The sequence below is a fragment of the Stenotrophomonas sp. YJH_SMC_16 genome (genome assembly GCF_059367875.1).
Window position 1 is genome coordinate 1 of sequence record NZ_JCAFRH010000001.1, and the last position, 26,094, is coordinate 26,094.

Sequence of the window (26,094 nt, forward strand, 5' to 3'; positions counted from 1 at the left end):
ACCACAAGGCGAACCGCCTCGTCCCTCATGCCCTGAGTGATCTGCTTTGCCATGGGTCTACCTCGATGCTTGAAATTGATCCTATCGAGTGTCCAAGTTGATTAGACCACCACAACCCATCCATGGGGGCTCGATGGCGCCTTGCTCGTGCGCGCTGTCCTGCGCACACGGCAAGACCGGGGTTGGGCGTCCTGCCCAACCCGCCCGAGGCGTGCCTCGCGCCCATGGCGCCAACGGTCCTGCAAGCCCACACCGCCCCACCTCTGACAGATCGCGGCGCACCATTGCTTTGGTAGGTGTCGACCTTGGTCGATACACATCCACGCCACGCGTGGATGCAAGCGAAGCGACCCGCTTTTGATTTTGACTTTTCTTTTTTTGATCTTCCGTGGCGGACGCGCACGGAAACTGTCAGAGGCCGGGCGGGTGGGCTGCGCAGGGGCGTGAGCCGCATGGATGCGGCGACCGAGCTTACATGGACGTACTTGCAGCGCCCCCTGCGCAGCCCACCCGCCCGGCCAAACCACGGCTTGTGCTTTCGCGCTCCGCCACGAGGGGCTCAGCCGTTGGCCTTCGCCTTCGCCTCGCGCGCAGCCTGCTGCTCGACCAGGGTCAGCGCCACGTTGTCACGCAGGTACGCGGGCTCGACCTTCTCCGGCGCAATCGCCTCGCCACGCGCGAACGCCAGCACCGCCAGTGCCAGCACATCCGATGCCCGCGGCAGTGCTGTCGCATCGAATCCCCGAAGGCCACTGCCCAACTGCGCCACCAGCGCGCCGTCGGCCGCACCGAAGCCGGTGCCGACGCCATAGGCCGACAGCCCGTCCGGCAGCGCCACTGCTGCCGGTGCACATACACGCTCGCCATCGCGCGCGAGCGGCAGGCCGTCAACACGCTCGAAGCGCGCAACGTACAACTCTCCCATCCGTGCGTCGATCGCCGACAGGATCTGCGTTTCTTCTGCCGGTGCCCGCAGCGCCAGCACCTGCAGCGTCGATACCGGCAGCAGCGGACGGTCCAGCGCCAGTGCGATGCCCTGCGCGATGGCGATCGCCAGGCGCACGCCCGTGAACGCACCAGGGCCGCGGCTGAGCGCGATGCCGTCCAGCTGGCGGCGGCTGATGCCGGCTTCGGCCAGCAGCGCCTCGGCCCACGGCAGGCTCAGTTCGGCATGCCGGCGTGGGGCGATCTCGAAGCGTTCCAGTACCTGCCCATCGACATGCAGGGCAACGGAACAGGCTTCGGTGGCGGTTTCAAAGGCGAGCAGTTTCATCGGATCGGGTCAGAACAGGGGGAACGTGGCACCGGGCGCCGGCTCGGGGCCGGTCGCAACAGCGGCCCGGGCAGCCGCATCATCGGCCACGGGCGCCCATTGTGGCGTAAAGAAGGCCTGCACATCGGTCAGGTTGCGGGTACGGCGGAACGGCGGCAGCGAATCGAGGAAGACCCGGCCGTAGCCGCGGTTGAGCAGGCGCGGGTCGCACAACACCAGCACGCCACGGTCGCTCTCGCTGCGGATCAGGCGGCCGACGCCCTGTTTCAGCGCAATCACCGCCTGCGGCAGCTGTTCATCGCGGAACGGATTGCCGCCCTGGCTGCGGATCGCCTCCAGACGCGCCTCGTACACCGGATCGTCCGGTGCCGCGAACGGCAGCTTGTCGATCATCACCACGCTCAGCGCCTCACCCACCACGTCCACGCCCTCGCGGAAACTGGCCGAGCCCAGCAGCACGCCATTGCCCGATTCGCGGAAGCGCTGCAGCAGCGTCGCACGCGGCGCCTCGCCCTGCACGAACAACGGCCATGGCCCATCACGCAGTGCCTCGGCGGCCTCGCGCAATGCACGGTGCGAGGCGAACAACAGGAACGCCCTGCCCTGCGAGGCCTGCAGCACCGGCCGCAGGGTCTGGATCAGCGCGGTTCCGAAACCACGCGCGGCCGGATCAGGCAGGCCCTCGGGCAGATAGCACAACGCCTGCTCCGGCCAGTTGAACGGGCTGGGCTGGACCAGCGTATGCGGGTCGTCCAGGCCCAGGCGCGTGGCGATATGATCGAAACCACCGCCCACGGTCAGTGTCGCCGAGGTAAAGATCCATGCGGCTCGGCTGCGTTCGCGATGCTCGCGCAACGGGCCGGACACATCCATCGGCGTGCGCTGGCAGCGGAAACCACGCGGCGTGAGCTCGTACCAGAGCACATCGGCGGCGCTGGCGGTCTCCTCCGGATCGGTATCGAAATCGAGGGTGGGTTCGTCATCCCCCAGCCAGCGGCTGAGCCGCGAAACCGCTTCGCGCGCACGCGCATGGCAGGCATCGAGGCCGGCAGCCGCTTCGCGCAGCGGCTGCAGCGCCTGCTCCAGCGTCACCAGGCCAGCCATCACCGCATCGAAGCCATCACGCACCTGCGGCATCGCCAGTGCACGCCATTGCGTGCCACGCGCTGGCAGCCCTTCCATTGCCGAGCGCAGCGCCAACAGCGCCTGCTGCAACTGGTCGACCGGTTCCTGCAGCGCCGACTGCGCGCCCCCGACGCCGCGCGCTTCGGCCAGGCAGTCGCGGCCCAGTTCCTGCCACGGACGCATGCCAAAACCTTCGCCGAAGAACTGCGCGGCCAGTTCGGGCAACTGGTGCGCCTCGTCGATGACGAAGGCCTGCGCCCCAGGTAACAACTCGCCAAAGCCGTCCTGCTTCAGTGCCAGGTCGGCCAACAGCAGATGGTGGTTGACCACCACCACATCGGCGGCCTGCGCGCGTTGCCGCGCGCGCACCACGAAGCAGTCATCCCAGAACGGGCAGTCGGTCCCCAGGCAGTTGTCGACAGTGGAGGTGACCATCGGCAGCAGCGGCGAATCATCGGCCAGGCCTTCCAGTTCGGCGATGTCACCGAACTCCGAACGACCGGACCAGGCCAGGATCCGCTGGAACTGCGCAGCCTGTTCGGGGCTGGAAAAACGCGGCTCGCCGCGCGCCTGCTGCAGGCGATAGCGGCACAGGTAGTTCGCGCGTCCCTTCAGCAGCGCACTGCGCAGGCCGACACCGAGCGCCTGGCGCACCCGTGGCAGATCGCGGTGGTAGAGCTGGTCCTGCAGCGCGCGGGTACCGGTGGAGATGATGGTGCGCAACCCGGACAGCAGCACCGGCACCAGGTAGGCGAACGTCTTGCCGGTGCCGGTACCGGCCTCGGCCAGCAGCAGGTCACGCTGCTGCAGCGCATCGGCGATGGCTTCGGTCAGGTGCAGCTGTGCCGGACGCGGGACGAATGCATCCAGGTGCGAGGCGAGCGCGCCGCCGTCGCTGAGGGCTTCGCGGCTGGCATGGACAAGGTCGGACATCAGAGGGAAAGGATACCCGGCCGGGCGCTGCCCGGCACCCGTTTCAAGCCAGGGCACCAGCAAAAGCAACGGCAACAGCTTGGTTCATGGCTCTGGGTTTCTACATGCTGGGCGGGTCGGGAGGGGCAGGCAGGACACGCCGTAAACCCATCCTTGGGGGCTCGATGGCGCCATCCATGGCGCCAACGGTCCTGCCTGCCCCTCCCGACCCGCCTTCGACAGTTTCCCGGTGACGGAGGCACGCGCTTCGTAGCGTCGAGCTTGCTCGACTGGGATGTCAAAAGCGGTGGAGGGAACAGGAAAAGAAGATGGATTACTGCGAGCGCGCGCAGCGCGCGACCCGCTTTTGATTTTCTTCTTCTTTTCCGTGGCTGGCCGCACACGGAAACTGTCAGAGGCCGGGCGGGGTGGGTTCGCGGGGGTGTCCGCGGCATGGATGCCGCGGCCAAGCCCCCAAGGACGGGTTCACGGCGTCCCCCGCGAACCCACCCCGCCCGGCCAAGCGCAGCTTTTGCTTTCGGCGGCCAAGCAGCCAGCCACGAGGGGCTGCGCCGTTGGCTGAAAATTCAGTACCGCTTGATCCCCGGCACCGTGCAGCCTTCAATCTGCGCATGCGCCGACACCGCATTTTCCTTCTCGCCGCGCGCCAGGCGCGACTGCTCGATCGTCGCCCAGTGCCGCCGGCACAGCGGCCCCGTCTTCGAGCCCAGATCCACCGCCTTGCGCGCGAACGTCTCCGCCTGCGCCCACTGCCCCTGCAGCAGTGCCAGTTCGGCACGTTCCTGCAGCACCGCCGGGTCGCCGGCGACGATTTCCAGCGCGTGGTCCAGGCTGCTGGCGGCACCGGCCAGGTCGTTCGCCTGGCGTTGCGCCTGCGCGGTCACCCGCAGGTCTTCCACCTGCGAATCACGCAGCGGCTGCACCGACAGCTCCTTGTCGTCCGGACCTGCGGCCGCATCCACCGCAGCCAGGCGCTGTGCCGGCGTAGTGGTATCGACCGGCGTGACCACCGGCGGCGCGCTGGTCACGCAGGCGGCCAGGGCCAGGCTGAGGCCGGTCAGGGCCAGGGGCTGCAGCAGGGATCGCATGTTCATCGGCATCATCGGCTCGGGGGAGGAGTGGCGGCGGCGGGCGCCGCGGCAGGTTCGGCAGGCGCTTCCGGCTTGCGGTCCAGGCCGAACCAGCTGCGCCAGCCACCGCCCTCGCCTTCGCCTTCGGCACCCTGCCCGTCCGGCGACACCGCCGGCGCGCACGGTGCATAGGCCGGTGCATAGCCCACCACGAACGGGAAACGACGCGCGCCCGGGCAGCCTTCATCCGTGCTGTTGAGTCCGGTGGGCGCCACCGACTGCCAGTCCAGGCCCTTGTTGCTGACCCGCAGCGGAGCACTCGGCAGGCGCTGGAAGATACCCGACCAGACCCGCATCGCGCCGGTGGCACCGTACAGGCCGGCCTGCTCGTTCTGGTCGTTGCCGATCCAGATCACCGCCAGATGATCGCCGGTGTAACCGGCGTACCAGCTGTCGCGACCATCGTTGGTGGTACCGGTCTTGCCGGCCGGCTGCAGGCGGCCGAGGCCATCAGCGTTGAGCCGCTGCGCGGTGCCGCTGGCAACCACCTGCTGCAGGCCGACACTGATCAGGTTGGCGGCAATCGAGTCGCCCTCCTGCGCCGGTGCCGGGGTCTTGTCGTAACGCTTGAGCAGCTTGCCCTGCGGATCGAGCACGCCACGCACCGCATGCAGCGGTTGGATCTCGCCACCGGACGCGAGGAACTGGTACAGCTGTGCCATCGCGTACGGGCTCTGGTCGGTCGAGCCGAGGATCACCGCCGGGTTGGCGTCGGCCTTGATGCCGGCCAGGACATGGATCAGCTGGGTCACGCGCTCCGGGCCGACCTGCATGCCCACGCGCACCGTGGCCTGGTTGTAGGAATGCGCCAGTGCGTCGATCAGGCGCACCGTGCCGTGGCTGCGGTTGTCCGCGTTGCCGGGACTCCAGTTGCGGCCGCGGCCGAGCTGCACCGTCACCGGCGAGTCATCGACCCAGCTGGCCAGCGAGTAGCGGTCCGGCTGTGCCAAGGCCAGCAGGTAGACGAACGGCTTGAGCAGCGAACCGACCGGACGCTGTGCTTCGATCGCCCGATTGAAGCCGACCTCGGACACCTCACGGCTGCCGATCACCGCCAGCACATCACCGTTGTGCACGTCGGTCAGCACCATGCCGGCCTGCAGTTCGGGGCGGCGCTTGCTTTCCAGCGACTTGATGGTGCGGGTCACCGCGCCTTCGGCATAGGCCTGCGCGGACGGCGACATGCCGGTCATCACGCTCAGGCCCGCGCCCTGCAGCGCCGATTCCGGATAGTCATGGCCCAGCTGGCGGCGGACCAGATCGACATAGGCCGGGAAGCGGTTGGCGGCAACCAGGCCCGGCGTCTTGGGCACGCCCAGCGGGGCCTTCAACGCACGTTGGTACTCGGCGTCATCGATCAGCGTGGCCTCGTGCAGTTTGCCCAGCACGAAGTTGCGGCGATCCAGCGCGCGTTCCGGATTGCGCCGCGGGTCGTAGAAGGACGGGCCCTTGACCAGGCCGATCAGCAGCGCGATCTGCTCGGTCTCCAGCGACTGCAGGTCGCGGCCGAACCAGAACTCGGCACCGGACGACATGCCATGGATCGCCTGGCTGCCACGCTGGCCCAGGTACACCTGGTTGAGGTAGGCCTCGAAGATGGTGCGCTTGTCGTAGCGCGCTTCCATGATCAGCGCGTACAGCACTTCGTTGAATTTGCGGGTGACCGTTTGTTCCTTGCCGATGCCGAGCAGGCCGCTGCGGGCCAGCTGCTGGGTCAGCGTCGAAGCGCCCTGGCGGCTCTGCCCACCGGAGCGGATGGTCACCCACACCGCGCGCGCAATGCCGGACAGGTCGATGCCGTGATGGCGGTTGAAGTCCTTGTCCTCCACCGCCTGCAGGCCGGTCACCAGCAGGTCCGGCGCCTCGTCCATGCGGATCAGGCGGCGTTCTTCCTGCTTCTGGCCGTACAGGGTGGCGATGCGGGCCGGGTCCAGGCGCGCGGCCTTCAACGCCTTGCGGTTGTCGGCGTCGCGCAGCGAGGCGACCGCACCATCGGCCAGCGACAGCTCGAGCCGGCGCGGGGCAACCCGGCCATCGACGTCGTTGTAGCCGCGGCTGGAGATGACGAAGCGCCCGCCGTTCACCGCATAGGTGGCCGGCTCCTTGCCCTGGCCGTCATCGCGGTAGGCGGAGGCGGCCAGCTCGGTCTTCAGCGTGGACGCATCCATCGCCTTGCCGGGGGTGAGCACCAGCGGGCGCGCATAGACACGCGTCGGGATCTGCCAGCGCAGTTCACCGAAACGTTGGGTCACCTGCTGGTTCAGGTACAGCGTATAGGGAATGAGGAAACCCAATCCCAACGCGACCGCAGCCATGCTCCAGGTGATCAGGCGACGCCGCCACAGTGGGCCGTTGTCCTGCTGGTCGTCGTCGTCGAAATCGTCGATGTCGTCGGAATCGTAGCGTCGGGGCACGGGAATGCGAGAATGTAGGGTCTGGCGAGTCTACCCCAGCCGCTGCGGCTGGCGGATTCTCCCGGGTTCCCCTGCTTAAGCTGGAGTTGCAACCGGATGGCGATGTCCCTGGCCGAGATCCGATACCTGATCAACCGCCTCACGGGCCTGGCCCGCCGGAGCCTGGCCAGCCTGCGTACCCGTGGGTGGCGGGCGACCTGGCAGCGCATCCGCGTGCATACCCAGCGCGCCGTTCCCGCACCGCGCACGCCGCTGTTCCTGCCGCCGGCACAGGATTTCGCCCCCTTCACGGTGCCGTTCAGCGAGACGCCGGAAGTGAGCATCGTCATCCCGGTCTACAACCACGCCGGCCACACCCTGGCCTGCCTGCGCGCCCTGGCGGCACATCCGCCGCTGGCCGCGTGCGAGATCCTGGTAGTGGATGACGGCAGCAGCGACGCCACCGTGCAGTGGATGCCGCAGGTAGCCGGACTGCGCTACGAAGTGCGCGAGCACAACGGCGGCTTCATCGAGGCCTGCAACGATGGCGTGTCGCGCGCACGCGGCCGCTACGTGGTGCTGCTCAACAACGATACGGTGCCGCAGCCGGGCTGGCTCGACGCTCTGCTGGACACGTTCGCCAGCACGCCCGGCGCCGGCCTGGTCGGCAGCCAGCTGCTGTACCCGGATGGCCGCCTGCAGGAATCAGGGGGGGTGATCTTCGCCAACGGCAGCGGCTGGAGCTACGGCCGTTTCGAGGCGGCGGACGACCCGCGTTTTGCCAGCCTGCGCGACGTCGACTACTGCTCCGGTGCGGCGCTGATGCTGCCGCGCGCCCTCTGGCAGCAGCTGGATGGCTTCGATACCCGCTACAAGCCGGCCTACTACGAGGACACCGACCTGGCCTTCCGCGTGCGTGCACAGGGCCTGCGCGTGCTGGTTCAGCCGGCCAGCCGGGTGATCCACGACGAGGGCACCAGCAACGGCACCGACACCGGCAGTGGGGTGAAGGCCTACCAGGTGCGCAACCAGGCCATCTTTGCCGCCCGCTGGGCCACCGAGCTGGCCCGCCATCCGGCGGTGGGCGAAGTGCCATCACCGGCGCTGCTGCTGCGTGGCCGACGCCAGGTGCTGATCCTGGACGAGGAAGTACCGCAGCCGGATCGCGATTCCGCGTCACTGCGCCAGGTGAACCTGATCCGCCTGCTGCTGCAGGGCGGCGCTCATGTGGTGTTTGTTCCCACCCGCCGCGAACATGGCGGTGCCGCCACCGAAGCACTGCAGCGGATGGGCGTGGAAGTCTGGTATGCACCGTTCCTCGATGGCGTCGCCAGCTGGCTGCGAACGCACGGTGCACGCTTCCACGTGGCGCTGCTGGTCCGCCACCATGTCGCCCACGAGTGCCTGCCGCTGCTGGAGCGCTATGCGCCACAGGCACGCACCGTGTTCGACACCGTGGACCTGCACTACCTGCGCGAACGCCGTGGTGCCGAAGTCGCCGGTGATGCCGGGCTGCTGCGCGCCGCCGAGCGCACCCGCGCCAGCGAGCTGGCGGTGACGGAGCAGTGCGACGTCACCGTGCTGGTCAGTGCCGCCGAGCGTGAGCAGCTGCAGGCCGACGCCCCGTCCGTGCAGGTGGAACTGATCTCCAACCTGCACGACGTCGCCGGCGCCGGCAGGCCGTTCGAACAGCGCCATGATCTGGTGTTTGTCGGCGGCTTCCGCCATCCGCCGAACCTGGATGCCATGGAGTGGTTCATCGGCGAAGTCTTCGCCGGCATCCGTGCCCGTCTGCCCGATGTACGCCTGCACTGCATCGGTGCCGCCACACCCGATTCGCTGCTGGCATTGGCCGCACGCCAGCCCGGCGTGCAGATGCACGGTTTCGTCGAGGACATCACGCCCTACATGGACGGCGCACGCATTTCCATCGCGCCGCTGCGCTTCGGTGCCGGCGTGAAAGGCAAGATCAACCTGAGCATGGCCCATGGCCAGCCGGTGGTAGGTACCACCTGCGCCGTGGAAGGGATGCACCTGCGCCCGGGCCAGGACGTGCTGGTGGCCGATGATGCGGCGGGCTTCGCCGATGCGGTGGTCCGCCTGTACCAGGATCCGCAGCTGTGGCAGCAACTGTCCGATGCCGGCCTGGCCAACATCGCAGAGCACTTCTCGCTGGACGCTGCCCGGGCAACCGTGCAGCGGGTGTTCTTCACCTAATCCGGGCGCCCGCCTGCGCGGCGCAGGCGGTCTTCGAACGCTGGCAGCTCGGCCAGGTCCGGCTGCAGCAAACGGGCCTGTCCGGCGGCATGCGCCGCGAAAGCCAGGTCGCCGTTGCCGAGCCGTTCGCTGCCGATCGCCAGCCAGCGCTGGGCCAGGCGCAGGCGCGCCGAGGGAAGTCCGGCCGCGGTCGGCGACAGGGTCTGCCAGGCCTGCAGGCAGGCACCTGCGGCCTGCACGCGGTTCTGCCGCAGGTTGTCGTCGAAGCAGCGGCGGCTGGCGGGCAGCAGCCGCGCTGCGGCAGCCTTCACCCGTGCATCGCGTGGCGCCAGTGACTGCGCTTCGCGCAACGCGTCGAACGCACTGTGGCCGGGGGGGCTGATCCATTGCCCGGCACGTTCGGCGCGCTCGATCCTGCGCAGGTGGTCGCGCAGTTGGCGTTCGCGTTGCGTGTTGCTGACCGCCGGCTGCTGCAGCGCCTTCTGCGCCTGTTGTGCGCGCTGCAGGCGTTGCGCGAGCTGCTGTTGCGCGGCCGGCGAAGCACCCAGTTCCGCCGCCAGCGCGGAATCGGCCTGCGCCGCCTCGAACTGGAAGTCGTCGGCCCGCTTCTGGCTGCGCGCCAGCACCGCCTGCAAGGTCTGTTCGCGGCCGCGCTGGGCACTGGAATCATCAACCGCCACTGCCAGCACGGCGAGGAATCCCTTCGCTGCCGATTCCAGCTGCCGCCGCTGCAAGGCGCGCTGGGCCTGGCGCAGGCGCTGGTCGACAGCCTGTGCCAATGCTTCCTGGCTTGCGGGCAGATCGGCGTGGCCGGCATCGAACTGGCGCGCACGCTGCAGTATCGTCGCTGCCTCGGCCAGCTCGCCGCGCCCGGCCAGGATGCGGGCCTGCTGCAGCAGATCGCTCAGTGCGTCCTCGCGACCTTCCAGCGCCGGCAGATTGTCCGGCTGCAATGCCAGGATGCGCTGGAACAGGGGCAGCGCGCTGCTGTCACCTTCGTCCAGCCGGCCCGCTGCAAAGGCGTTGCGCGCCTGCGCCAGCAGTGCACCGATGCCGGCGCCTGCACTGCGTCGGGCCTGCAGCTGGCGAGCCACGGCGTCCGCATCGGCCTGCGGCACCTGCAGCTCCCGGGCCAGTGCCAGCGCCTTCGCGCTGCCCTCGAGGTCGTTGGCCTGCAGTTTTTCGCTGGCCTGCTGCAGGGCCGCGGCGCCGGTACGGGCCAGGCCTTCGCGGGCCTGCGGACGATCACCATCCAGCGCCAGCACGGCCTGGTAGCGCTCGCGCGCACCACTGCCGTCGGCCGCGCTCAACCGGCCGGTGGCAAGCGCGCGGTCACCTTCGGCCAGCAACTGTTCGATCTGCGGCTCATCCCAGAACCAGTCGGCCAATGGCTTGCGCAGCAGCACCAGCAGCACGAACACCGCCAGCGCCGCGACCAGCGCCCAGCGCCACACCCGGCGCGCGTGGCGTGCCTGCAGCCACCACCAACGGCCTTCACGGCGGACGCGGTCCAGCGCAGGGTGTTCAGCGCCATGCGGGCGATGCGGGGGCTCGCGTTCCATGCGTGCAGGGTAGCCGGGGCAGCGTGAAGCTCAGCCGAGGCGACGCGCCTCGCTCACGCCGGGCAGCGCATCCAGCTTGCCGAGCAGGGTCGACAGCTGGCCGTAGTCGCTCACCTTCAGGCGCAGGCGCAGGTGGGCACGGCCACTGTTGCGTACATTGTCACTGTGGATGTCGAGCACGTAGGCGTCTTCCTGGGCGATCAGGTTGGTGATGTCCTTCAGCAGCCAGCGGCGGTCGACCGCAGTGACCACCACGTCCACTTCGTAGCCGCCGCCGGCCTGGCCCCACTCCACCGGCAGGATGCGCTGCGGGCTGGTGGCTGCCAGCCGGGCCAGCGCGGCACAGTCTGCACGATGCACGGTGACACCACGGCTACGGGTCAGGTAGCCGACAATCGGCTCGCCAGCCACCGGCTGGCAGCAGCGTGCCAGCTGCACCAGCAGGTTGCCCACGCCCTGCACGGTGAACTTGGACTTGCCCAGGTTCTCGCGGCGCGCGGTCGGCCGCGGCAGGGTCGGCGCGGGCGCCGGCTGGCTCGCTGCACGTTCGGCTTCCAGCAGGGTACGGCTGACCTGGTTCGGGCCGGTATCGCCCAGCGCCACCTGGATGTAGAGATCGTCAACGCTGTCGGCATGGAACTTCTTCGCCGCCACCGCCAGGTCCGAGTGCTGCAGGCCCAGACGCTTCAGCTCGCGCTCAAGCAGTTCGCGCCCGGCCTGCACGTTGCGCGCGCGGTCCAGCTTGTGGAACCAGCTGCGTACCTTTTCGCGCGAGCGGTTGCTGGCCAGGAAGCCGTTGGCCGGCATCAGCCAGTCGCGGCGGGGGTCGGCCTCCTTGCCGGTCAGGATCTCGACGCGGTCGCCGCTGCGCAGGCGATAGGTCAGCGGCACGATGCGACCGTTGACCTTGGCGCCCCGGCAGCGGTGGCCCACCATGGTGTGCACCTGGTAGGCGAAATCGAGCGGCGTGGCGCCCTGCGGCAGATCCAGCACCTCATCCTTCGGGCTGAGTGCATAGACCCGGTCTTCGGTCAGCTCGGCATCGAGCGCCCCGGCCAGCTCATTGCCCTGCCCGTCCTGCGCCTGCTCCAGCAGCTGGCGCATCCAGGTGATCTTGCGGTCGAAGGACTTCTCCGCGCCCTTGCCACCTTCCTTGTACTTCCAGTGCGCGGCCACGCCCAGCTCGGCCTGCGAGTGCATCTCATGGGTACGGATCTGCACTTCGATGGTGCGCCCTTCCGGGCCGACCACGGCGGTATGCAGCGAGCGATAGTCGTTGGCCTTGGGCCGGGCGATGTAATCGTCGAACTCGCTCGGCACCGGCGCCCACAATGCATGCACCACGCCCAGCGCGGCGTAGCAGGCGGCGACGTCGTCGACCATCACGCGCACCGCACGGATGTCATACAGCTGGTCGAACGCCAGACGCTTCTTCTGCATCTTCCGCCAGATGCTGTAGATGTGCTTTGGACGGCCGCTGACCTCGGCCTTGATGCCCTGCGCGACCAGCTCGCGCGACAGCACCTTCTTGACGTTCTCGACGTAACGCTCGCGGGCGATGCGGGTTTCGTCCACCTCCCGCGCAATGCGACGGTAGGTCTCCGGTTCCAGGTGGCGGAACGCCAGGTCCTCCAACTCCCACTTCAGCTGCCAGATGCCCAGGCGGTTGGCCAATGGCGCGTGGATGTCGCGTGTCAGCTGTGCCAGCGCGCGGCGTTGCTCGTCATCCAGCTTGTCGGCCGCGCGCATCCGCGCCAGCTGCCGGGCCAGCAGGATGGGCACCACGCGCAGGTCGCGGATGATCGCCAGCAGCAGGCGGCGCAGGCCCTCGCTGTTGCGCCCTGCCTCACGGCCGGCATGCAGCGCCCACACCGGGTCGGCGGCGTCCTGGCCATCCAGCAGGCCGATCACCGCGGCCTTGTGGTTGCCCAGCGGCAGCTGTTCCAGGCTCGCCCGCAGGCCCGGCAGGTCGAACAGCAGGGCCGCGACCACCGCGCCTTCGTCGGCGGAGAGCATCGCCAGTGCGTCGAGGGTGTCACCCAGCACCGACCAGCTGGCACGCATCTGGTGGTCGCATTCCGGCGCTTCCCAGTGCCCGCGCAGGGCCTGGCGCAGCGGAGCAGGCAGCACGGCTGCCGAGGGACGGTTCAACAAGGCATCCAGGCCGGGGACGGAAGCGCGGTTCACAGCATCGAGCAGGCAAGACAGAGGCCTCTACACTAGCGCCGGCGCCGTTCAGGGACAATCACCGCGGCCACCATCACCCGGCATGAAGACATGCCGTTACACTCGCGGTCAAACCCAGGAGAGTCCCGACATGTCCTCGATCGCCCCGCGTTTCCGCCTACGGCTGCTGGCCTGTGCCGCACTGTTGCTGTCCTTGTCGGCGCCTGCGCTGGCCCAGCGTGTGGTGGAGGGGGACCTGCAGCAGCAGATGTCACCGGCCGAGTTCAAGGCTGCTGGCCTGGACAAGCTCAGTGCGCAGGAACTGGCCACGCTGAACCGCTGGCTGCAGGGCAAGGTCGAAGCCGCCACCACCCAGGCGGTTGCCGCCGTACGGGAATCGGCACGCGAGGAAGGCCGTCAGGAAGTGATCGTGAAGAATCGCGGCTTCTTCGATTTCGGCAGCAGCGAGCCGATTGTCGGCGTGCTGCAGGGCGAATTCCGCGGCTTCGGCAAAGGCCGCGTCTACGTGCTGGACAACGGCCAGGAATGGGAGCAGACCGATGCAAGCACCCTGGCCGGTGTGCGCAAGCAGTCCCCCGCCGTCAGCATCAAGCCCGGCGTGATGGGCGTGTGGTACCTGAAGGTCGACGGCGTGAACACCCAGCCGAAGGTGCGCCGTACCAAGTAACGCCGCCCATTGTGTAGAGCCGAGCCCACGCTCGGCTGCGATCTGCAGGGGAAGTGACGAGGCATCGAAAAGCAGCCGAGCATGGGCTCGGCTCTACAGCAACGACGTCATGCCTGGCGCAGTGCGGCTACCCGCTGCGCCAGCTTCTTCGCCGAGATGCCGGTCCGCGCGCCCAGCTCCTGCGCGAACAGTGACACCCGCAGCTCTTCCAGATCCCAGCGCAGCGCCTGCCATTGCGGGCGCTCGCGCAGTCCCTGCTGCTCCCCCACTTCCAGCGCTTCCAGGAACGGGTGCAGTTCCAGCATGCGCGCCTGGTCACGTGGCGGATCACGCTTGGCACGCTCGGTGCGCAGGATCATCGCCTTCAGGTAGCGCGGATACTGCGCCAGCGCGTCAGCCGGCGTGTCGCGCAGGAAGCCGGGATGGATCAGGCCGGCCAGCTGCGCTTCCATGTCGTCCAGGTTGCCGCGCGCCCAGCCCATCAACGGTGCTTCCAGCATCGGCTTCAGTTCCGCCACCAGGCCCAGGATGGTTTCGGCCAGTTTCAGCCGCGACATCGCCTCACCGAACAGGGCCTTGGCCGCATGCTCGCGTCGCTGCTCGAAGGTCGCCGCATCGCGGATGTCTTCCAGGCCCTCGGCCAGCACCGCGTTCATCGCTGCATCGACCAGGTCGCCGCGCAGGCGCTCCTGCGATTCGATCGCGGCATACAGCAGGCCGGTCTTGGCACCGACCGGCAGCTGCTTGCGCGCCTGCTTCACCTTCTCGGCCAAGGCGATTTCCAGCAGGCGGCGCACGCCGAGCGGATGGGCCTCCAGCGCCTGCTGGCGGTCGGCGAAGATGCGCAGCGCCACGCTGTCGCCCTCGTCCAGCAATGCCGGATAGGCCGGCACGCCCGCTTCACCGGGCACCTGCAGCGGAATCGGCGTGGCCGGGAACGTACGCAGGCCATCGGCCGCCATCTCGCGGCCGGCGCGTGCAGCGAACGCATCGCCGGCACGACCGCCGAACTTGGCGCGCAGTGCATCCAGATCGCGCGAGGTCGCCAGCACCTTGCCCTGCTCGTCGCGCAGCCGCAGGTTCATGTGCAGGTGCGGTTCGATCGAACCGGGCTCGAAATCGAGCGCGGTCACCGTGGCGCCGGTTGCGCGTGACAGGAAGCGCGCCAGTTCGCCGGTGATGGCATCGGCGCTGGGCTGCGGGAACGCCTCGTAGAACGCGCGGCCGAAATCCGGTGCCGGCACGTAGTTGCGACGCATCGCCTTGGGCAGGCTGCGGATCAATGCCGAGGCCTTGTCGGCCACGAAGCCCGGCGCCAGCCAGCCCAGCTGCACCGGGTCCAACGCGTTGAGCAGGTGCAGCGGCACATCCAGGGTCACGCCGTCATCGTCTGCACCCGGCTCGAAGCGGTAGTGCAACGGCAACCGCGCCTGGCCCAGCGCCAGGTACTTCGGGTAGCGCTCCTGCTCGCTGCCTTCGCCGGGCAGCAGGTCGGCCAGCGACCAGTGCAGGGTCTTGCGCTGTTCCGGCGCCAGCCCCTTCCACCAGGAATCCAGGCCCGCGGCCGAATGGATCTGCGGCGGCACCCGGTCCAGGTACCAGCGCGCCTGCCAGTCCTCGTCGGCGACGATGCCGGCGCGGCGCAGCTTGGCTTCTTCCTCGCGAGCGGTCTCCAGCACTTTCTGGTTGTCGGCCACGAAGCTGGCGCGGGTGTTGATCTCGCCGGTCACCAATGCCTGGCGCACGAAGATGTCATGTGCCTCGCCCGGTGCGATGCGGCCGTAGTGCACCGGCTTCTTCGGCGCCAGCACCAGGCCGAACAGGCTGATCTGCTCGGACGCCAGCACCTGTCCCTGCGCGCGCGACCAGTGCGGATCGAAGTGCTTGCGCAGCAGCAGGTGCGGCAGTTCGGCGATCACCCAGTCCGGCTCGATCGCGGCCAGGGTCATGCCCCACACCTTCTGCGTATCCAGCAGGTTGGCCACCAGCAGCCACGGCGGCGGCCGCTTGGACAGCGCCGAACCGGGGAACGGCAGGAAGCGGCGCTGGCGTGGTGCCTGGAAATCACCCTTCTCGGTACGGTGGCCGATCTGCGTCGGCAGGCCCGCCACCAGCGCCCGGTGCAGGGTCTGGTAGGCGGCGGCGCGCACGCGTTCGCTGAAACCGCCGCCAACCGGCGCCTGTTCCTTCTGCGCACGCACGGCCACCGGCGCCGGTGCGGCCTCGGCCTTGCCTTCGCGGGCGAGGCGCGCGGCACGGTGCAGCTGGCCTCGGGTGGCTTTCACCGCCGCGGCGTCGTCACGCGCCGGTGCCGGCGCACTGCTGCCGGCCAGCAACGGTGCCATCGACGCCTCGTTGGCCTCTTCCTTCCAGCCCAGTTCTTCGCACAGCAGGCGCAGCTGGCGATGCAGCTCGCGCCACTCGCGCATGCGCAGGAAACCGAGGAAATGACGGCCGCACCAATCGCGCAGCTTGGACTGGGTCAGGTCTTCATGGGCCTGCCGATAGGCATCCCACAGGCGCAGCACACCGACGAACTCGGAGCGCCCATCGGCGAACTGCGCATGCGCGCTGTCGGCTGCACCGCGGGCTTCGGGCGGGCGTTCGCGCGGGTCCTGGATGCCCAGGAACGAGGCGATCACCAGCATCGGGCGCAGGCAGCCGGCGGCCTGCGCGGCGACCAGCATGCGCGCCAGCTTCACGTCCACCGGCAGGCGCGCCATCTGCTTGCCGATGGTGGTCATGCGCCGCTCGGCATCGATCGCGCCCAGTTCTGTCAGCTGCTGCCAGCCATCGGCTACCGCGCGCTCGTCCGGTGCTTCCAGGAACGGGAACTCCTCGATGCGGCCCAGGCCCAGCTGCAGCATGCGCAGGATCACCCCGGCCAGGCTGGAGCGGCGGATTTCCGGATCGGTGAACTCCGGCCGCGCCTGGAAATCGGCCTCGGCGTACAGGCGGTAACAGATACCCTCGGCGATACGACCGCAGCGGCCCTTGCGCTGGTTGGCGCTGGCCTGCGAGATCGGCTCGATGTGCAGGCGGTCCAGCTTGTTGCGCGGGCTGTAGCGCTTGACGCGGGCGAAGCCCGGATCGACCACGTAGCGGATGCGCGGCACCGTCAGCGATGTTTCGGCCACGTTGGTGGCCAGCACGATGCGCCGGTTCGGCCCGGGATTGAACACCCGGTCCTGGTCCTGGTTGGACAGGCGCGCGTACAACGGCAGCACCTCGGTATTGCGGTACTTGCGCCGTTCCAGCGACTGGTGCGCATCGCGGATCTCGCGCTCGCCCGGCAGGAAGATCAGCACGTCGCCGCGCGCATCCAGGCGGGTGATCTCGTCGATGGCCGACACGATGGCGTCGTTGACGGTGCGTTCACCGTGATCTTCGCCCTCGCCTTCCAGCGCGCGGTAGCGCACTTCCACCGGGTAGGTGCGGCCTTCCACGCTGATCACCGGCGCATTGTCGAAATGCTGGGCGAAGCGTTCGGTGTCGATGGTGGCCGAGGTCACGATCAGCTTCAGGTCCGGGCGCTTGCGCAGCAGCTGCTTCAGGTAGCCCAGCAGGAAGTCGATGTTGAGGCTGCGTTCGTGCGCCTCGTCGACGATGATCGTGTCGTAGTTCGACAGCCAGCGGTCGCTGGCGATCTCCGCCAGCAGGATGCCGTCGGTCATGAACTTGATGCGGCTGTCTTCGCTGACCTTGTCGTTGAAGCGCACCTGGTAGCCGACCAGCTGGCCCAGTTCGCTCTGCAGTTCCTGCGACACGCGGCTGGCCACCGCACGTGCGGCAATCCGTCGCGGCTGGGTGCAGCCGATCATGCCGGCCTGGCCACGGCCTGCAGCCAGGCACAGTTTCGGCAGCTGGGTGGTCTTGCCCGAGCCGGTTTCACCGGCGATCACCACCACCTGGTGGTCGCGGATCAGCCCGATGATGGCGTCGGCTTCACGCGCAATCGGCAGCTGCGGGTCCAGAGTAATGGACGGCTGCTGCTGCGCCCGTGTCATCCGGCGCTGCACCGACGCCTGCAAGGCCTGCTCGAAGGTGGCGGCCAGTGCCGCATCCTGTGGCTTGGCCTGGCACCGCGAGAGCATCCCCAGCAAACGGCCCCGGTCGCGGCTCATGGCGCCGTCGATGGCGGCACGCTGTTGGCGCAGGCGGGGCGATGGATTTTTATCGATAGAGTTCATCAATCGGTTCGTTCAAAACTTTGAAAGCGACCAGTCATCACGACCGGTTTATTGTGAAGGCCAACGATTCCACAAGGAGGAACCCCATGGCGAAGACCAAGAGCACGACCAAGGCCAAGACCGGCAAGCAGAAGCTTGCAGCGGCGGCACCGTCGGCGCCGAACATCGATATCGGGATCACCCAGGGCGACCGCAAGAAGATCGCCGACGGTCTGTCGCGCTTCCAGGCCGATGCGTTCACGCTCTACCTGAAGACGCACAACTTCCACTGGAATGTGACCGGGTCGATGTTCAACTCGCTGCACACCATGTTCGAGACGCAGTACACCGAGCAGTGGGCGGCACTGGACGACGTGGCCGAGCGCATCCGCGCGCTGGGCTTCAATGCCCCGGGCTCCTACCGGGAATTCGCTGCGCTGACCTCGATCGCCGAGGAACCGGGCCTGACCGACAGTGCGGACTGGCGTGAAATGGTACGCCAGTTGGTGGTCGCCAACGAAGCGGTCTGCCGTACGGCGCGTGAAGTGCTGGAGGTGGCGGCCAAGGGTGACGATGCCCCGACCGAGGATCTGATGACCCAGCGGCTGCAGACCCACGAGAAGTACGCCTGGATGCTGCGCTCCCTGCTCCAGTAAGGGGGTTGGGAGTGGTTCGGCAGGGCTGCGCCCTGCACCCGCAGAGGCCGAAGCAACAGCAACTACCAGAGCAAGAGCAAGAGCTGGTTTCCTGTGGGTTGGCGGGGTGGGTCCGGTTGCGGGAGACGCCGTAAACCCGTCCTTGGGGGCTTGGCAGCCGCATCCATGCGGCTGACACTCCCACAACCGGACCCACCCCGCCCTTGACAGATTTCCGCGGTCTGCCTGCCCTTGTAGAGCCGAGCCATGCTCGGCTCTTTTCGTTTCGATCTCGAAATATTCGATTTCGATGGATTTTGATCCACGCATGGCGTGGATGGCCCAACCGTCACCGGGAAGCTGTCGGGGGCGGGTCGGTGTGGGCTTGCAGGACCGTTGGCGCCATGGATGGCGCCATCGAGCCCCCAAGGACGGGTTTACGGCGTGTCCTGCAAGCCCACACCGACCCGCCCAACCAGCAGACACGCCAGAGCCGGCTGTTGCCTTTGACGTTGCCGTGGCTTGTAGCAGGTGCAGGGCGCAGCCCTGCCGCCGCCTCCGGGAGGTAAACTAACCGGATGGCTTCCCGTCCCGCGCACGACCTGCTCCAACGCGTCTTTGGTTACGACGATTTCCGTGGTCCCCAGCAGGACATCGTGGAGCATGTGGCTGCCGGTCACGATGCCCTGGTGCTGATGCCCACCGGCGGTGGCAAGTCGCTCTGCTACCAGGTGCCGGCCCTGCTGCGTGACGGATGTGGCATCGTCATCTCGCCGCTGATCGCGCTGATGCAGGACCAGGTCGAAGCCCTGCGCCAGCTCGGCGTGCGCGCCGAATTCCTGAACTCGACCCTGGACGCTGAAACGGCCGGCCGCGTGGAACGCGAACTGCTCGCGGGCGAGCTGGACATGCTTTATGTCGCCCCGGAGCGGCTGCTGACCGGCCGCTTCCTGTCGCTGCTGTCACGCAGCCGGATCGCCCTGTTCGCCATCGACGAAGCGCATTGCGTATCGCAATGGGGCCACGACTTCCGTCCGGAATACCGCCAGCTGACCGTGCTGCACGAGCGTTGGCCGCAGATCCCCCGGATCGCGCTGACCGCCACCGCCGACCCGCCGACCCAGCGCGAGATCGCCGAGCGCCTGGACCTTCAGGAAGCACGCCACTTCGTCAGCTCCTTCGACCGCCCCAACATCCGCTACACCGTGGTGCAGAAGGACAATGCCCGCAAGCAGCTGACCGATTTCCTGCGCGGCCACCGTGGCGAGGCCGGCATCGTCTACTGCATGTCACGGCGCAAGGTCGAGGAGACTGCCGAATTCCTGTGCGGCCAGGGCTTCAACGCCCTGCCCTACCATGCTGGCCTGCCGCCGGAAGTGCGCGCTAACAACCAGCGCCGTTTCCTGCGCGAGGATGGCATCGTGATGTGCGCCACCATCGCCTTCGGCATGGGCATCGACAAGCCGGACGTGCGCTTCGTAGCGCATACCGACCTGCCGAAGTCGATGGAAGGCTACTACCAGGAAACCGGGCGCGCCGGCCGTGATGGCGAAGCCGCCGAAGCCTGGCTGTGCTACGGCCTGGGCGACGTGGTGCTGCTCAAGCAGATGATCGAGCAGTCCGAGGCCGGCGAAGAACGCAAGCAGCTGGAGCGGGGCAAGCTCGATCACCTGCTGGGCTACTGCGAATCCATGCAGTGCCGCCGCCAGGTGCTGCTGGCCGGTTTCGGCGAGACCTATCCGCAGCCCTGCGGCAACTGCGACAACTGCCTGACCCCGCCCGCTTCGTGGGATGCCACCATTCCCGCGCAGAAGGCATTGAGCTGCGTCTACCGCAGCGGCCAGCGCTTCGGCGTCGGTCACCTGATCGACGTCCTGCGTGGCAGCGAGAACGAGAAGGTGAAGCAGCAGGGCCACGACAAGCTGAGCACCTATGCGATCGGCCGCGACCTGGATGCACGCACCTGGCGCAGCGTGTTCCGCCAGCTGGTCGCCGCCAGCCTGCTGGAAGTGGATAGCGAGGGCCATGGCGGCCTGCGCCTGACCGATGCCAGCCGTGACGTGTTGACCGGCCGCCGCCAGATCAGCATGCGCCGCGACCCGGCCAGCAGCACCAGCGGACGCGAGCGCAGCGCACAGCGCACCGGCCTGTCGGTGCTGCCGCAGGATCTGGCCCTGTTCAACGCCCTGCGCGGCCTGCGTGCCGAACTGGCGCGCGAACAGAACGTGCCGGCCTTCGTGATCTTCCACGACAGCACCCTGCGCAACATCGCCGAGCAACGCCCGACCAGCCTGGACGAACTGGCACGGGTCGGCGGCATCGGCGGCACCAAGCTGAGCCGCTACGGCCCACGCCTGGTCGAAATCGTTCGCGAAGAAGGCTAGCGGCGGGCCCCTGTAGAGCCGAGCCCACGCTCGGCTGCCTCTGCGCGAACAGCAGCCGAGCGCAGGCTCGGCTCTACATTGATGCTGGTCCAACCTTGAACCGGCCATTCAGCCGGAAGTGCATCCGCGCCCACTTGCAGCTAGATTAACGCCATGTCCCTAGCCTCGACCCTGCTCCGTGTCGTGCTCATGCTCAGCCTGTTGCTCAACGGGCTGAACGCGGCCATGGCCAGTGGTCACGAGGAAATGGGCCGGATGGCCCACGCGGTAGCCGCCCTTGATGGCGGCGATGCCGACTGCCACCACCACGCCGCCATGCAGGCCGACGAGGCCCCACAGGCCAAGGCCCCCGCCCACGACGCCCACTGCCAGATCAAGGACTGCGTGCGCAGTTGCGCCCAGCACCCGCTGCTGGTGGTGCAGCCGTTGCCGTATCTGGCGGGCCCGGCACTGTCGCTGGCGCCGCAGCCGATGTCGGCCACTGGTCGGCCGGCGCCGCCGCTGCCGCCGATCTCCCGCCCTCCCATCGGCTGATTCCACACGCACCGTGCGCCCTGCGCACCGTAGCCGGCCACCTGCCGGCGTCTTTACGTGTCTGGAGTCACCACCATGAATACCCGCATTCCCCCCGGCCCGGGCGCTGTGCCCATGCCGTCGCGCCGCCTGTTCGTGCAGGGCCTGGCCGCCGGTGGCGTGGTTGCCGGCATCGCCGCTGTCGGCGTGCCGCAGCGCGCGCTCGCCGCCGCCACGGCCGCCCCACGCCTGGCCGGCGCCCCTGCCGTGCTCAGCGACACCCGCATCGAACTGGCCATCGGCGAATCGCTGGCCAATTTCACCGGCCGCACCCGCCCGGCGATCACCGTCAACGGCTCGCTGCCGGCCCCGATCCTGCGCTGGCGCGAAGGCCAGACCGTGGATCTGTTCGTGCGCAACACGCTGGACCGCCATCCGACCTCGATCCACTGGCACGGCATTCTGCTGCCAGCCAACATGGACGGCGTGCCCGGGCTGAGCTTCAACGGCATCGGCCCCGGTGAGACCTACCACTACCACTTCGACCTCAAGCAGTCCGGCACCTACTGGTACCACAGCCACTCGATGTTCCAGGAGCAGGCCGGCCTGTACGGTGCGCTGATCATCGATCCGGCCGAACCGGCGCCGTACCACCACGACCGCGAGCACGTGATCATGCTGTCCGACTGGACCGACATGGACCCGGGCGCGCTGTTCCGCCGCATGAAGAAGCTTGCCGAGCACGACAACTACTACAAGCGCACGCTGCCCGACTTCCTGCGTGACGTGAAGCGCGACGGCTGGTCGGCCGCGTTGTCCGACCGTGGCATGTGGGGCCGGATGCGGATGACGCCGACCGACATCTCCGACATCAACGCGCACACCTACACCTATCTGATGAACGGCACCGCCCCGGCCGGCAACTGGACCGGGCTGTTCCGCAGCGGCGAGAAGGTGCTGCTGCGCTTCATCAATGGTGGGTCGATGACCTATTTCGACGTGCGCATCCCCGGCCTGAAGATGACCGTGGTCGCCGCCGACGGCCAGTACATCCACCCGGTCAGCATCGACGAATTCCGCATCGCTCCCGCCGAAACCTACGACGTGCTGGTGGAACCAAGTGGGCAGGACGCCTTCACGATCTTCTGCCAGGACATGGGCCGTACCGGCTACGCCGCCGGAACACTGGCCGTTCGCCATGGCCTGCAGGCACCGATTCCCGCGCGCGACCCACGCCCGTTGCTGACCATGAGCGACATGGGGCACGACGTGGGCAGTGGTGGCCACGGTGGCCACGACATGGCCGCGATGAAGGGCATGGAAGGCGGCTGCGGCGCCAGCATGGGCCACGGCGCGCACGGAGGCGATACCGCCAGCAAGGCACCGAAGCATCCGGCCAGCGAACGCAACAACCCGCTGGTGGACATGCAGAGTTCGGCCTCCGAACCGAAGCTGGACGACCCCGGCATCGGCCTGCGCGACAACGGCCGCCAGGTGCTGACCTACGGCGCGATGCGCAGCCTGTTCGAAGACCCGGATGGCCGCGAGCCCAGTCGTGAGGTCGAGCTGCACCTGACCGGCCACATGGAGAAATTCTCCTGGTCGTTCGATGGCGTCCCGTTTGCCAGCGCCGAACCGCTGCGGCTGAACTACGGCGAGCGCATGCGCATCGTGCTGGTCAACGACACCATGATGCAGCACCCGATCCACCTGCACGGCGTGTGGAGCGATCTGGAAAACGCGCAAGGTGAATTCCAGGTGCGCAAGCACACCATCGACATGCCACCGGGCACCCGCCGCAGCTACCGCGTGCGCGCCGATGCGCTCGGCCGCTGGGCCTACCACTGCCATCTGCTGTACCACATGGAAGCGGGCATGATGCGCGAAGTGAGGATCGAAGAATGAGCCGCTCACTGCTTTCCCCCAGCCTGCTGGCCCTGGGCCTGACCGCCGCATTGCCGGTGTTCGCGCAGTCGCACGCAGGCCATGACATGGCCGCGATGAACGCGCCGGCGAAGACCGCGAAGACGCCGGCCGAACCGGTCGATCATTCGAAGATGGATCACTCGAAGATGGACATGGGTGCGGCGGATCACGCCGGCATGGACCACTCCACGATGGACCACTCGAAGATGGACCATGGCGCGATGCAGCCAACGCCGATGGACCATTCGCAGATGGACCATTCGCAGATGGACCATTCGGCGATGGGTCACGGCACGCCCGCACCGACCGAACCCCTCGAACCGATCCCGGTGCCTACCGATGCCGACCGTGCCGCTGCATTCCCGCCCATCGCCCACGGTGCGATGGAGCATGCGCCGGAGATCAACAGCCTGCTGCTGATCGACCGCCTTGAGCATTGGGATGGCAAGAGCAGCAACGGCCAGGCTTGGGAGGCCACGGGCTGGATCGGCGGCAACATCAACCGCCTGTGGCTGCGCACCGATGGCGAACGCAGCCGTGGCCGCACCGAATCATCGTCGCTTGAAGCACTGTATGGCCGCAGCGTGTCGCCGTGGTGGGACGTGCTGGTCGGTGTGCGCCAGGACTTCCGACCGGCCGACTCCCGCACGTGGGCGGCCATCGGCATCCAGGGCCTGGCGCCCTACAAGTTCGAGAGCTCGGCCACGCTGTACATGGGCTCCGGCGGCCAGGTGCTGGCCAAGGCCGAAGTCGAGTACGACGTGCTGCTGACCAACCGTTTGATCCTGCAGCCGCTGCTGGAAGCCACGGTGGCAGCCAAGGATGAACCGGAGTACGGCATCGGCCGTGGCCTGAACAAGGTCGAAGCCGGGCTGCGACTGCGCTATGAGTTCAGCCGCCGCTTCGCGCCGTACATCGGCATCAGCCACGAACGCAGTTTCGGCGACACCTCTGACTATGCCGGTGACCACGCGCGCGACACGCGTTGGGTCGCTGGCGTGCGCATGTGGTTCTGAGCAGCGTTACGTGAGCAGTGGCCAGCCCCGGCAGCCGCCGGGGCCGGCTACACTGCGCCACGTTCCAATGCAGGCACCGCCATGTCGTTGCAGATCCGCCGCGCCACCCTCGCCGACGTCGACACGCTGTCGGCGATCGCCATCGCCACCTACACCGAGACCTGGGGCGACTCGTATCCGCCGCAGGACCTGCACGATTTCCTGCAGGATCACTACAGCAGCGAACCGCAGCGCATCGAACTGTCCGACCCACGCAGTGCCATCTGGCTGCTGATGGACGGTGACGCCGTGGTCGGCTATCTGGCCGCCGGCGCCAACACCCTGCCGCACGCCGATGCATGCGAGGGCGACATCGAACTGAAGCGGTTCTACATTCTGGCTGCACACCAGAACGGCGGCCATGGTGCACGCATGATGGACGCGTTCATGGCCTGGCTGGACCAACCACAGCGCCGCACCCTGTGGGTGGGCGTATGGGAAGAAAACTTCGGCGCGCAGCGCTTCTACGCGCGCTATGGGTGCAGCAAGGTCGGCGAGTACGACTTCATCGTCGGCGACACGCATGACCGCGAGTTCATCCTGCGGCGGCCGTGATCACGCGCTCCATGTAGCGTCGAGCCATGCTCGACTATGGCCTGCAACATCCAGTCGAGCATGGCTCGACGCTACAAACTAGAAATCGAACAACTCCGACAGGAAGCTGTCCTTCTTCTTTTTCTTGTAGCCGTGGCTGTACTGCTGGCCCCGGTTGTCCTCGTAGCGCTGGCCCAGATGACGGGTGTCGCGATGCATCACCGGCGGCGGCGCGGCGGCCGGCTGCGACTGCGCCGGGGCGGGCGGCGGTACCGCACTACCCGCACCCGCGCGCTCGATGATCTTGTCCAGTTCACCACGATCCAGCCAGACACCACGGCAACCAGGGCAATAGTCGATCTCGATGCCATGGCGTTCGGCCATCTGCAGGGTCTGGGTCTTGCACACGGGGCACAGCATTGGCATTGCTCCTGTCGGTCTGGTAACGACTGTACCTGCCCTGTGATGACTGTGCGGCAACACATGACCGATGGCACAGGGACTTCCGGCGCGTGCCAGCGTGCCCGGCCCCTTCCACACTGCATGCTGGTTCCGCAGGGAGTGCGTGCATGACCGTCCTGTCCCGCCTGCCCAGCGCCGCGCGCCTGCTGCTGGTGCTGCTCGGCGTCGGCGTTGGCCTGAATCTGCGCGACATCGCAGCCGCCGCAGGCACGCCGATTCCCGCCTTGCCCATTGCTTACGGCGGCAGCCTGCTCGACAACGCGCTGGCCGTGCTCGTGGCACTCCTGCTGGCCGCGCTGCTGCGGCCACGCGGGATGGGCCTGATGGCCAGCCTGGGACTGCGCGGCAACGGCTGGGGCGGCCCGTTCTGGGTACTGCTGGCCAGCCTGCCCTGCTGGCTGGGCCTGGCGCTGCTCGGTACGCCGAACAAGGCACTGACCGCACTGGATGCCACCATGCTGGCGGTGCTGTTCCCGCTGGCCGAGGAAGTGCTCTTCCGCGGCCTGGGCTTCGTACTGCTGGTGAAGATCGTGCGCGGCCCCTGGCCATGGCTCGCACTGCCGCAGGCGCTGTTGTTCGGCATGGTGCACTGGCTGGGCTTCGGCGGGTTCGACGGCGGCGGCCTCGCGCTGTTCGTCGGCGCGGTAATCGCCCTGGGCGGCTTCATCTTCGCCTGGCTCGACCACCTCGACGGTGACACCTTGTGGTGCGGCCTGGTCCTGCACGTGTCGATGAACCTGGCCTGGAACGTGTTCAGCCTCGATGACGCCGTTGCACTGGGCTGGCAGGCCACCGGCCTGCGCATCGGCACCGCCCTGCTCGCGGTCGCGATCCTGGCCTGGCACGTGCGTCGCCGGCGCCAGACGCGGTTGTAACGCCCACTTAGCTTGCCGTGCACGCCGGGATCACTACCGGCTTGCGCATACTTG

The 26,094-nt window shown here is 68.0% G+C and carries 17 protein-coding genes; 9 read left to right on the forward strand and 8 right to left on the reverse strand.

Features of this window, described 5'->3' with window-relative positions:
- Positions 1-559: 559 nt before the first annotated feature.
- From tsaB to mrcB, 4 genes are all read right to left on the reverse strand, one after another.
- Positions 560-1,273 carry a tRNA (adenosine(37)-N6)-threonylcarbamoyltransferase complex dimerization subunit type 1 TsaB gene (gene tsaB / locus AC5P6E_RS00005; protein ID WP_483698789.1) on the reverse strand — a complete coding sequence of 238 codons (714 nt, stop codon included), beginning with the start codon at positions 1,271-1,273 and terminating at the stop codon, positions 560-562.
- A 9-nt stretch (positions 1,274-1,282) separates the two neighbouring features.
- A complete protein-coding gene (gene yoaA / locus AC5P6E_RS00010; protein WP_241885054.1) occupies positions 1,283-3,331 on the reverse strand; it encodes a DNA repair helicase YoaA in 2,049 nt (682 codons plus the stop codon).
- Positions 3,332-3,897: 566 nt separating this feature from the next.
- Positions 3,898-4,434, reverse strand: coding sequence for a hypothetical protein (locus AC5P6E_RS00015; protein WP_071306674.1), 537 nt, complete (start codon positions 4,432-4,434; stop codon positions 3,898-3,900).
- Positions 4,431-6,875 carry a penicillin-binding protein 1B gene (mrcB, locus tag AC5P6E_RS00020; RefSeq protein ID WP_329836159.1) on the reverse strand — a complete coding sequence of 815 codons (2,445 nt, stop codon included), beginning with the start codon at positions 6,873-6,875 and terminating at the stop codon, positions 4,431-4,433. The genes AC5P6E_RS00015 and mrcB overlap by 4 nt, the downstream gene beginning before the upstream one ends.
- Before the next feature lie 96 nt (positions 6,876-6,971).
- Here mrcB and AC5P6E_RS00025 point away from each other — a divergent pair, with 96 nt between their 5' ends.
- Positions 6,972-9,071, forward strand: coding sequence for a glycosyltransferase (locus tag AC5P6E_RS00025; protein WP_329836157.1), 2,100 nt, complete (start codon positions 6,972-6,974; stop codon positions 9,069-9,071).
- On the opposite strand, the gene AC5P6E_RS00030 is transcribed toward AC5P6E_RS00025, so the two are convergent.
- Both AC5P6E_RS00030 and AC5P6E_RS00035 read right to left on the reverse strand, forming a co-directional pair.
- Entirely contained in the window at positions 9,068-10,633 is a 1,566-nt protein-coding gene (locus AC5P6E_RS00030; RefSeq protein ID WP_313123538.1) for a hypothetical protein, read from the reverse strand. The two genes, AC5P6E_RS00025 and AC5P6E_RS00030, sit on opposite strands and share 4 nt — an antisense overlap.
- A gap of 30 nt (positions 10,634-10,663) precedes the next feature.
- Entirely contained in the window at positions 10,664-12,820 is a 2,157-nt protein-coding gene (locus AC5P6E_RS00035; RefSeq protein WP_019336379.1) for a RelA/SpoT family protein, read from the reverse strand.
- A gap of 130 nt (positions 12,821-12,950) precedes the next feature.
- Between AC5P6E_RS00035 and AC5P6E_RS00040 the strand changes: the two genes are divergently transcribed.
- The gene (locus tag AC5P6E_RS00040; protein WP_010481716.1) at positions 12,951-13,487 is read left to right on the forward strand and encodes a hypothetical protein; all 537 of its coding nucleotides are present in this window, start codon (positions 12,951-12,953) and stop codon (positions 13,485-13,487) included.
- Positions 13,488-13,594: 107 nt separating this feature from the next.
- Here the strand turns inward: AC5P6E_RS00040 and hrpA are convergent, their stop codons facing one another.
- On the reverse strand, positions 13,595-17,677 hold the full coding sequence (gene hrpA, locus AC5P6E_RS00045; protein WP_019336380.1) for an ATP-dependent RNA helicase HrpA: 4,083 nt from the start codon (positions 17,675-17,677) through the stop codon (positions 13,595-13,597).
- A gap of 86 nt (positions 17,678-17,763) precedes the next feature.
- Between hrpA and AC5P6E_RS00050 the strand changes: the two genes are divergently transcribed.
- The 6 genes from AC5P6E_RS00050 to AC5P6E_RS00075 all read left to right on the forward strand — a co-directional run bounded on the left by AC5P6E_RS00050 (position 17,764) and on the right by AC5P6E_RS00075 (position 24,724).
- Positions 17,764-18,312 (forward strand): Dps family protein, encoded by a 549-nt coding sequence (locus AC5P6E_RS00050; RefSeq protein WP_005410730.1) that lies wholly within the window; start codon positions 17,764-17,766, stop codon positions 18,310-18,312.
- A 557-nt stretch (positions 18,313-18,869) separates the two neighbouring features.
- Complete coding sequence (recQ, locus tag AC5P6E_RS00055) at positions 18,870-20,675, forward strand: DNA helicase RecQ (protein WP_010481711.1); 1,806 nt, start codon at positions 18,870-18,872, stop codon at positions 20,673-20,675.
- A 153-nt stretch (positions 20,676-20,828) separates the two neighbouring features.
- Positions 20,829-21,209 carry a CopL family metal-binding regulatory protein gene (locus AC5P6E_RS00060; RefSeq protein ID WP_049481793.1) on the forward strand — a complete coding sequence of 127 codons (381 nt, stop codon included), beginning with the start codon at positions 20,829-20,831 and terminating at the stop codon, positions 21,207-21,209.
- A gap of 75 nt (positions 21,210-21,284) precedes the next feature.
- Positions 21,285-23,093, forward strand: a complete 1,809-nt coding sequence (locus tag AC5P6E_RS00065) for a copper resistance system multicopper oxidase (protein WP_329836018.1) — start codon at positions 21,285-21,287, stop codon at positions 23,091-23,093.
- On the forward strand, positions 23,090-24,130 hold the full coding sequence (locus AC5P6E_RS00070; RefSeq protein WP_019337554.1) for a copper resistance protein B: 1,041 nt from the start codon (positions 23,090-23,092) through the stop codon (positions 24,128-24,130). Before AC5P6E_RS00065 ends, AC5P6E_RS00070 begins: the two co-directional genes overlap by 4 nt.
- Before the next feature lie 81 nt (positions 24,131-24,211).
- Positions 24,212-24,724 carry a GNAT family N-acetyltransferase gene (locus tag AC5P6E_RS00075; protein ID WP_329836015.1) on the forward strand — a complete coding sequence of 171 codons (513 nt, stop codon included), beginning with the start codon at positions 24,212-24,214 and terminating at the stop codon, positions 24,722-24,724.
- A gap of 78 nt (positions 24,725-24,802) precedes the next feature.
- On the opposite strand, the gene AC5P6E_RS00080 is transcribed toward AC5P6E_RS00075, so the two are convergent.
- Entirely contained in the window at positions 24,803-25,123 is a 321-nt protein-coding gene (locus AC5P6E_RS00080) for a TFIIB-type zinc ribbon-containing protein (RefSeq protein WP_010481706.1), read from the reverse strand.
- Between the two features lie 149 nt (positions 25,124-25,272).
- Here AC5P6E_RS00080 and AC5P6E_RS00085 point away from each other — a divergent pair, with 149 nt between their 5' ends.
- Positions 25,273-26,040, forward strand: a complete 768-nt coding sequence (locus AC5P6E_RS00085; RefSeq protein ID WP_329836014.1) for a CPBP family glutamic-type intramembrane protease — start codon at positions 25,273-25,275, stop codon at positions 26,038-26,040.
- The last annotated feature ends 54 nt before the right edge of the window (positions 26,041-26,094 follow it).